The organism is Mesorhizobium sp. M7A.F.Ca.US.014.04.1.1, assembly GCF_003998745.1.
GTDB classification, from domain to species: domain Bacteria; phylum Pseudomonadota; class Alphaproteobacteria; order Rhizobiales; family Rhizobiaceae; genus Mesorhizobium; species Mesorhizobium ciceri.
In genome coordinates this window covers 1-6,759 of the sequence record NZ_RZRW01000319.1, presented here as the reverse complement: position 1 = coordinate 6,759, position 6,759 = coordinate 1, and the positions used below count along the sequence as shown (strand labels likewise).

Annotated in this window: 5 protein-coding genes; all 5 read left to right on the top strand. The window is 65.0% G+C overall.

Translation table 11 applies throughout. The features are described from left to right. Positions 1 to 427, top strand: a 427-nt coding sequence (locus EOA22_RS20535) for an HlyD family secretion protein (RefSeq protein WP_206521304.1), incomplete at its 5' end; no start/stop codon positions are given. A gap of 3 nt (positions 428 to 430) precedes the next feature. Further along, positions 431 to 3,574, top strand: a complete 3,144-nt coding sequence (locus EOA22_RS20530) for an efflux RND transporter permease subunit (RefSeq protein ID WP_063168600.1) — start codon at positions 431 to 433, stop codon at positions 3,572 to 3,574. A 12-nt stretch (positions 3,575 to 3,586) separates the two neighbouring features. Then, positions 3,587 to 5,077 carry an efflux transporter outer membrane subunit gene (locus EOA22_RS20525; protein WP_063168599.1) on the top strand — a complete coding sequence of 497 codons (1,491 nt, stop codon included), beginning with the start codon at positions 3,587 to 3,589 and terminating at the stop codon, positions 5,075 to 5,077. Positions 5,078 to 5,220: 143 nt separating this feature from the next. Then, complete coding sequence (locus tag EOA22_RS20520) at positions 5,221 to 6,306, top strand: histidine kinase dimerization/phosphoacceptor domain -containing protein (RefSeq protein ID WP_063168598.1); 1,086 nt, start codon at positions 5,221 to 5,223, stop codon at positions 6,304 to 6,306. Positions 6,307 to 6,530: 224 nt separating this feature from the next. After that, on the top strand, positions 6,531 to 6,759 hold a 229-nt coding region (locus tag EOA22_RS20515), incomplete at its 3' end, for a winged helix-turn-helix domain-containing protein (RefSeq protein WP_164755680.1).

Here is a 6,759-nt window from a genome sequence, read left to right as displayed (position 1 = left end):
CTTTGCGCTCAGGGCCGAGTTCCCCAATCCCGACCGCCTGCTTCTGCCCGGCATGTATGTGCGGGCACTGGTCGAGGAGGGCGTTGCCCAGAACAGTTTCCTGGTGCCGCAGCGTGCCGTCAGCCGCAACACCAAGGGCGAGGCCACCGCCATGGTCATCAATGCGCAGGGCAAGGTCGAGACGCGCGTGCTCGCCGTGCGCAACAGCGTCGGCAACAACTGGCTGGTGGATTCGGGTGTCGGCGACGGCGACCGCGTCATCGTCGAGGGCATGCAACTGGTGCGCCCCGGCGGCGATGCGACGGGTGTCGAAGTGACGATCGACGAGACGACCGGCGAGGTCAAGGACCGCGGGCAGAGCACGTCCGCCGCACCGGCCGCGTCCAATGCGGCGAAACCGGCGCCTGCCGCCGCGACCGGGAACTGAGCGATGTCACTATTCTTCATCAACCGGCCGATCTTCGCCTGGGTGATCGCCATCGTGATCATGCTGGGCGGCCTCCTGGCGCTCACCTCGCTGCCGATCTCGCAATATCCGCAGATTGCGCCGACGACAGTCAACATCAGCGCCACCTATCCGGGCGCCGACGCGCAGACGGTCGAGAACTCGGTGACCAAGGTCATCGAGCAAGGCATGACCGGTATCGACAATCTCGACTACATGACGGCGACGTCGACCTCGACCGGTTCGGCCTCGATCACGCTGACCTTCACCACAGCGGCCGATCCCGATACCGCCCAGGTGCAGACGCAAAACAAGCTGCAGCTGGTGCAGTCGCAGCTGCCGCAGGTGGTGCAGAGCAACGGCATCACCGTCTCCAAATCCTCGACCGGCTTCCTGATGGTCATCGGCTTCGTCTCGACCGACGCCAAGATGAACTCGACCGATCTCGCCGACTATGTCGACGCCACCGTCAACGACACGCTGAAGCGCGTCGAAGGCGTCGGCTCGACGCAGCTGTTCGGCTCCGGCTATGCCATGCGCATCTGGCTCGATCCGGACCAGCTCGCCAAATATGCCCTGATGCCGAGCGATGTGGCGACCGCCATCGAGGCACAGAACACGCAGGTTTCGGCCGGCCAGCTCGGCGGCCTGCCGGCGCGCAAGGGCCAGCAGCTCAATGCCACGGTGACGGCCAAGAGCCGGCTGCAGACCGCCGAACAGTTCCGCAACATCATCCTGAAGAGCCAGACCGATGGCTCTCTGGTCCGCCTCAACGATGTCGCCACCGTCGAGCTCGGCGCCGAAAGCTATACGACGCAGGCCAATTACAATGGCAAGCCGGCGGCCGGCGTCGCCGTCAATTTGGCGACCGGCGCCAACGCCATCAACACCGCCGAAGCGGTGCGTTCGACGATCGCCCGGCTGAGCTCGACCTTCCCGCAAGGGGTCGAGGTCGTCTATCCCTACGACACCTCGCCTTTCGTGCGGCTGTCGATCGAGGAGGTGGTCAAGACGCTGGCCGAAGCAATCGTGCTGGTGTTCCTGGTGATGTTCATCTTCCTGCAGAATTTGCGCGCCACCATCATCCCGACGATCGCCGTGCCGGTGGTGCTGCTCGGCACGTTCGGCGTGCTGTCGCTGTTCGGCTATTCCGTCAACACACTGACCATGTTCGCCATGGTGCTGGCCATCGGCCTCTTGGTCGACGACGCCATCGTCGTCGTCGAGAATGTCGAACGCGTGATGCAGGAGGAAGGCCTGTCGCCGAAGGAGGCGACGCGCAAGTCGATGCACGAAATCACCGGCGCGCTGATCGGCATCGCCACGGTGCTTTCGGCCGTGTTCGTGCCGATGGCTTTCTTCGGCGGCTCGACCGGCATCATCTACCGGCAATTCTCGGTGACCATCGTCTCGGCGATGGTGCTGTCCGTGCTGGTCGCCCTTGTGCTGACGCCCGCACTTTGCGCCACCATCCTGCGGCCGCCCAAGGACCATGCGACGCAGACCGGCCCGTTCGGCTGGTTCAACCGTGTCTTCGATCGCGGCACGCTTGCCTACCGCGACGGCTCGCACGGCATCATCAACCGATCCTGGCGCTTCCTCGTCGTGTTCCTGGCCATCGTCGTTGCCGTGGGCTGGATGTTTGCCCGGCTGCCGAGCTCGTTCCTGCCGGAAGAGGACCAGGGCATCCTGATCACCAGCGTGCAGCTGCCCGTCGGCGCGACGCAGGATCGCACGGAGCGCGTGCTGGCAGAAGTGACCGACCATTATCTCAACCAGGAGAAGGACGCCGTCGACGGGGTGTTCACCGCCTCCGGCTTCGGCTTCGGCGGCGCAGGGCAGAATGTCGGCATCGCTTTCGTGCGGCTGAAGGATTTCGACCTGCGCAAATCGCCGGCTTCCGCCGCGCAGGCCATCGCCGGCCGTGCGATGGGCGCGTTTTCGAAGATCAGGGACGCGCAGGTCTTCGCGCTCGCGCCTCCCGCCATCCAGGGCTTCGGCAACACCAACGGCTTCGACTTCTACCTGCAGGACGTCAACGGCGCCGGCCATGACGCGCTGATCCAGACGCGCAACCAGCTTCTGGCCCTGGCCGGGCAGAGCAAGGTGCTCGCCAACACAAGGCCCAACGGCCAGGAAGACCAGCCGCAATTCTCGGTCGACATCGACCAGGAGAAGGCCAGCGCGCTTGGCGTCAGCCTGGCCGACATCAACAACACGCTTTCGACCGCCTGGGGCAGCGATTACGTCAACGACTTCATCGATCGCGGGCGGGTGAAACCGGTCTATCTGCAGTCGGACCCGAACTTCCGCATGCAGCCGGAAGATTTGGACAAATGGCAGGTCCGCAACGCCAGCGGCGACATGGTGCCGTTCTCGGCCTTTGCCTCCAGCCACTGGACATTCGGCTCGCCCAGGCTGGAGCGCTACAATGGGTCGGCGGCGGTCGAGATCCAGGGCGCGGCGGCCACGGGCGTCAGCTCGGGTGCCGCCATGGACGAGATCGACAAGCTCGTCGCGCAACTGCCCGCCGGCTATTCGCACGAGTGGACCGGGCTGTCGCACCAGGAGAAGCTTTCCGGCAACCAGGCGCTGTCGCTCTATGCGATCTCGGCGCTGGTCGTGTTCCTGTGCCTGGCCGCACTTTATGAGAGCTGGTCGATCCCGTTCGCGGTCATGCTGTCGGTGCCGATCGGCATCTTCGGCGCGCTGCTGGCGGCCAGCCTGTTCGGCCAGTCCAACGACGTTTATTTCAAGGTCGGCCTTTTGACCACGATCGGTCTCGCCGCCAAGAACGCCATCCTCATCGTCGAGTTCGCCATCGAGCGGCAGGCCGCCGGGATGGGGCTGGTCGAGGCGACGCTGGAGGCGGCGCGACAACGGCTGCGGCCGATCCTGATGACGTCGCTGGCCTTTATCCTCGGTGTGTTGCCGCTGGCGATCGCCAGCGGTGCGGGCTCGGGCGCGCAGAACTCGGTCGGCATCGGCGTGATGGGGGGCATGATCGCGGCGACGGTGATCGGCGTCTTCCTGGTGCCGCTATTGTTCGTCACGGTGCGGCGCATCTTCAAGGGCAGGGCGGCCAAACCAGATACGGGCGAGACGCCGGTGACGGCCACCCAGCAATAAGGAAAACTTCACATGACAGGTTTGGAACGTGGCTCGGTGGCCGCGAGGCGGCTTCTTGCGCCTATGCTCACCGCTGTCCTGCTCGCGGGATGCGTCGTCGGTCCGGATTATCAGACACCGATACTGGCAATGCCGGCGAATTGGAGCGGCCAGAAGCCGACAAAGCCTGCCCAGCCGGCACGACTGTCAAAATGGTGGCAGCGGCTACGCGATCCCGAGCTGAACACGCTTGTCGAGGAAGCGGTTGCCGGCAATCTCGATGTCGCCACCGCCAAGGCAAAAATCCGCGAGGCGCGCGCCAGCTATCGCCAGAGTGCCGGCACATTGCTGCCTTCGGCCGACGGCTCCGGCTCGGCCTCCCGCAACAAGTCGGCCGAGACCACATCAGGCTCTGACGCCACCTACAGCGAGTACCAGGCCGGCTTCGATGCAAGCTGGGAGCTCGACCTGTTCGGCGCCAACCGGAGGGGCGTAGAGGCCGCGCACTACGGGCTGAACGCCTCGCAGGAGGAACTGCGCTCGACGCTTCTCACCCTGGTCGGCGATGTCGCTTCCTATTATACCCAGGCGCGCGGCTACCAGGCCCGCATCGCGCTCGCCCGTCGTTCGGCCGCGTCGCAAAGACAGACCGCCGAACTTACCCGCACCATGGCGCAGGCGGGCACGGCGACCGCCGCCGATGTCGCCAAGGCAATGGGTCAGGCAGCGAGCACCGAAGCCGCCGTTCCGACGCTGGAGGCAAGTTATGCGCAGGCCGTGCATCGTCTCGCGGTGTTGGCCGGCCGGCCGCCTGCCTCGCTCAACGAGCGGCTGAAGCGGGTCGCGCCCATTCCTGCACCGCGCCTGCCGATGCCCACCGGAATTCCCGCCGACCTCCTGCTATCGCGGCCCGATTTGCGCATGGCGGAGCGCCAATATGCGCAATATACCGCCAAGATCGGCCAGGCCGAAGCCGCCCGCTATCCCTCGGTCAGCCTGACGGGAGACATCAGCACGGCGGCGCTGAAGCTTGGCGATCTCGGCAAGAATTCGTCGATCGGCTGGTCGTTCGGGCCGACGCTGAGTGTGCCGCTGTTCAATGCCGGCCAATTGCAGGCGGCCGTCGAGGTCGCCAAGGCGCAACGCGATCAGTATTTCATCGCTTACCGGTCTTCGGTGCTGACGGCGCTCGAGGATGTCGAGAACGCGCTGGTGCTGTTGTCGCAGGAGCGCATCCGGATCGGCAAGCTCGCCTCGTCCGCGAAGTCCTATGGCGAGGCGGCAAGTCTCGAAGGCACGCTCTACAAGGCCGGCGAGACAAGCCTCCTCGACGTGCTCGACGCCCAGCGCTCGCTCTATTCGGCCGAGGACTCGCTGCTGCAAAGCCGCGTCCTGCTGGCGACCAACTACATCGCCCTCAACAAGGCGCTCGGCGGCGGCTGGGATGGCGCGGTCGACAGCGCCAAGCCGGAGATCGTCGACGTCAAGACCGGTCCACGGCTGGCGTCGAAGCCGGCCTCCTGAGGCACTCTCAGGCAGCGGCGTCAATTCGGCAGACACGCCGCCATCGCCGATGCGGGGCGTGAAAATGCGGACTCCATGTTTGGCGATGGCGGGGTGATCGCATCGCTGTTATTGATGGTGCCCACACAGCACAGGCGCCGCAGATGACATCCGATACACAGAAGGCCGAAGCGGTCGGGCAGCTGCTCGAAACGCCGGACCTTGCCAGCGCGCTCGAAAGCGAACAGTTCAAGAAGTTCCTCGACCAGGTGCCGATCGCCATTGCCGTCTCGGACCTGGGTTCGAAGGAGCGTGTCGTCTATGCCAATCCGGAATTCGAGAAACTGTCCGGCCTCAAGGCGGCGATGCTCGCTCGCCAACACTGGGCGGCGCTTTCCGGCACCGGCCTGCACAAGCAGAAGGACCGGCCGCTGTTCGAGGCCGTGGTCGAGGACACTGATTTCATCGGCACGTTCCGGCTGGAGCGGAAGGAAGGCCAACCGACTATCGTCGACGTCTATTCCAACGTCATCGAGGACGACAATGGCAAGGCCTGCTTCCGGCTGGTGGCGCTGGTCGACGTTTCGGCCCATGGCGAAACCGAAGATGCGCGATCGATCGACGAGCGCATCCGTGAGAAGGACACGCTGCTGCGCGAACTGCAGCACCGGGTGAAGAACAATCTGCAGATGATCACCGCGCTGATCCGGATGGAGACGCGCAACGCGGCCGAACCGGACCAGAAGCGTTTCGAGAGGCTGGCGGGGCGCGTCGATGCGCTGGCGATCCTCTACCAGACGCTGTCGGGGGACGATGGCAAGGATGAGGTCGATCTTGGTGTCTATCTCAGCCAGATCGCGTCGGCGGTCATGAACTCGCATGCGGTCGAGGGCATCCGCCTCGACATGAAGGTCGACACCTATCCGGTGTCGATCAATGTCGCCATGCCGACCGGGCTGGTGGTGAACGAACTTTTGACCAATGCGCTCAAACATGCCTTCCAGGGACGTGACGGCGGCACGATCACGCTGCACAGCATCGTTGACGGCGATGGCTGCCGCATCGTGATCGCCGATGACGGCATTGGCCTGCCGGACGGCGAGAGCTGGCCCAAGCGCGGCAAACTCGGCGCGCTGATCGCCCGCTCGCTGACCGAGAATGCCAAGGCGGAGTTCGACGTGACGTCGAGCGCCGGCGAGGGCACGCGGGTGACCATCCTGTTCAAGCGCTCGGCTGCCACCGCCCCTTAGCGCGCGGGAGCCAAGCGGCATAGGTGGCCGTCTCCGCTTGGCTGATCTTCGACCTACTCATGACGGCCTTGCCTTCCCCGCTATCTCCCTTCGCGTCAATGCCCCTACTCCAGCGGCAGGGTAGGGTGAAAGCCAGGTGCATCGATGCCAGTCGCAAGCCGCGCTTTGCCGTGCTTGACAGGCTTAATTAATTTATTAACATTAGAAAATAATAGGGAGGAAGAATGGGCGCGCACCACGGAGCGATCCTGCGAATCCTGCGCGACGACGGTCCGCAGTCGCGCGCCGAACTGGCGCGGCGCACCTCGCTGTCACCCACCGCCCTGACCCATCTGACGGCCCATCTCCTGCGGGAAGGCACCGTGGTCGAGCTCAACCAGGCCACTGCCGGCGATGCACCCGTCGGCCGGCCGGCGATCGGCGTCGCGCTGGTGCCCGACGCCCTGTCCGTGG

Coding starts and splice junctions, on each gene's coding strand:
- EOA22_RS20520 (WP_063168598.1), top strand. CDS start 5,221: ATGACATCCGATACACAGAAGGCCGAAGCGGTCGGGCAGCTGCTCGAA.
- EOA22_RS20525 (WP_063168599.1), top strand. CDS start 3,587: ATGACAGGTTTGGAACGTGGCTCGGTGGCCGCGAGGCGGCTTCTTGCG.
- EOA22_RS20530 (WP_063168600.1), top strand. CDS start 431: ATGTCACTATTCTTCATCAACCGGCCGATCTTCGCCTGGGTGATCGCC.